The 794-nt window shown below is 66.2% G+C and carries 1 protein-coding gene and 1 pseudogene; both read right to left on the reverse strand.

Annotation, left to right across the window (positions count from 1 at the left end; all coding sequences use genetic code 11):
* Positions 1–386: pseudogene (locus tag B3T59_RS02470) on the reverse strand (protocatechuate 3,4-dioxygenase subunit beta); the annotation flags it as partial.
* Positions 371–794: FAD-dependent monooxygenase (locus B3T59_RS02475; RefSeq protein ID WP_287001408.1), on the reverse strand; the 424-nt coding region annotated here is incomplete at its 5' end. The pseudogene B3T59_RS02470 and the gene B3T59_RS02475, both read right to left, overlap by 16 nt.

Here is a 794-nt window from a genome sequence, read left to right on the forward strand (position 1 = left end):
TCGGCGTCGAGCACGCGCCCGGTGACAACGAGTCGCTCGCCGACGGGATCTCCGTTGGCCTGGATGGTCAGATCGGCTTCGAGGGGGTCGACGTCGCGCTGTCCAAATGCGGGCGCCCACAGTTCGATCCCCTCGGGGTCGGCGTGGTGCGGGTCCTTTGTTGGATGCCGAAGGATGCTCGAGCGGTAGGGGGTGTAGTCGAGTCGGGGCCTGAGTTCTTCAGCGGCTCCGGTGGTACGCTCGCGTCGGTATTCGGCTGCGAGCGAGCCGATTTCGGCGTTGATCTGGGCTTGTGTTCCTGCCGCGGCGTCGGACGAGATGACGGGTGGGGCGGCGTCAACGTCGGGTGCTGACTGCGCCTGACGCGGGATCAGTGGTGTGGCCATCCTGTGTAACCTTCTGCGAGATAGGTGGATCCGGCCTCGGACGAGACCAGGGTGGTGAGCTCACCGAGCTGTCGGAGCTCATCGAAGTCTGTGGTGTCGGGGATGCGGTGGAGCATCGTCGTCATCCAGTACGAAAAGTGTTGCGCCTTCCAGACGCGTTCCAGGGCGCGCGTCGTGTAGGAGTCGAGCGCGGCGTCGTCGTTCTTGAGGAGGGCGCGCTCGATGACGTCGGCGAGGACGCGGACGTCGGCGAGAGCCAGGTTGAGTCCCTTGGCGCCGGTGGGTGGCACCGTGTGGGCGGCGTCGCCTGCGAGGAGCAGCTTGCCGTCGCGCATCGGTGACTGCACGAAGCTGCGGAAGGGCAGCACACTCTTCTGGATGATCGGCCCCTCCTTGAGCGCGAAGCCG

The organism is Gordonia sp. UBA7860 (genome assembly GCF_002500165.1).
GTDB lineage: Bacteria > Actinomycetota > Actinomycetes > Mycobacteriales > Mycobacteriaceae > Gordonia > Gordonia sputi.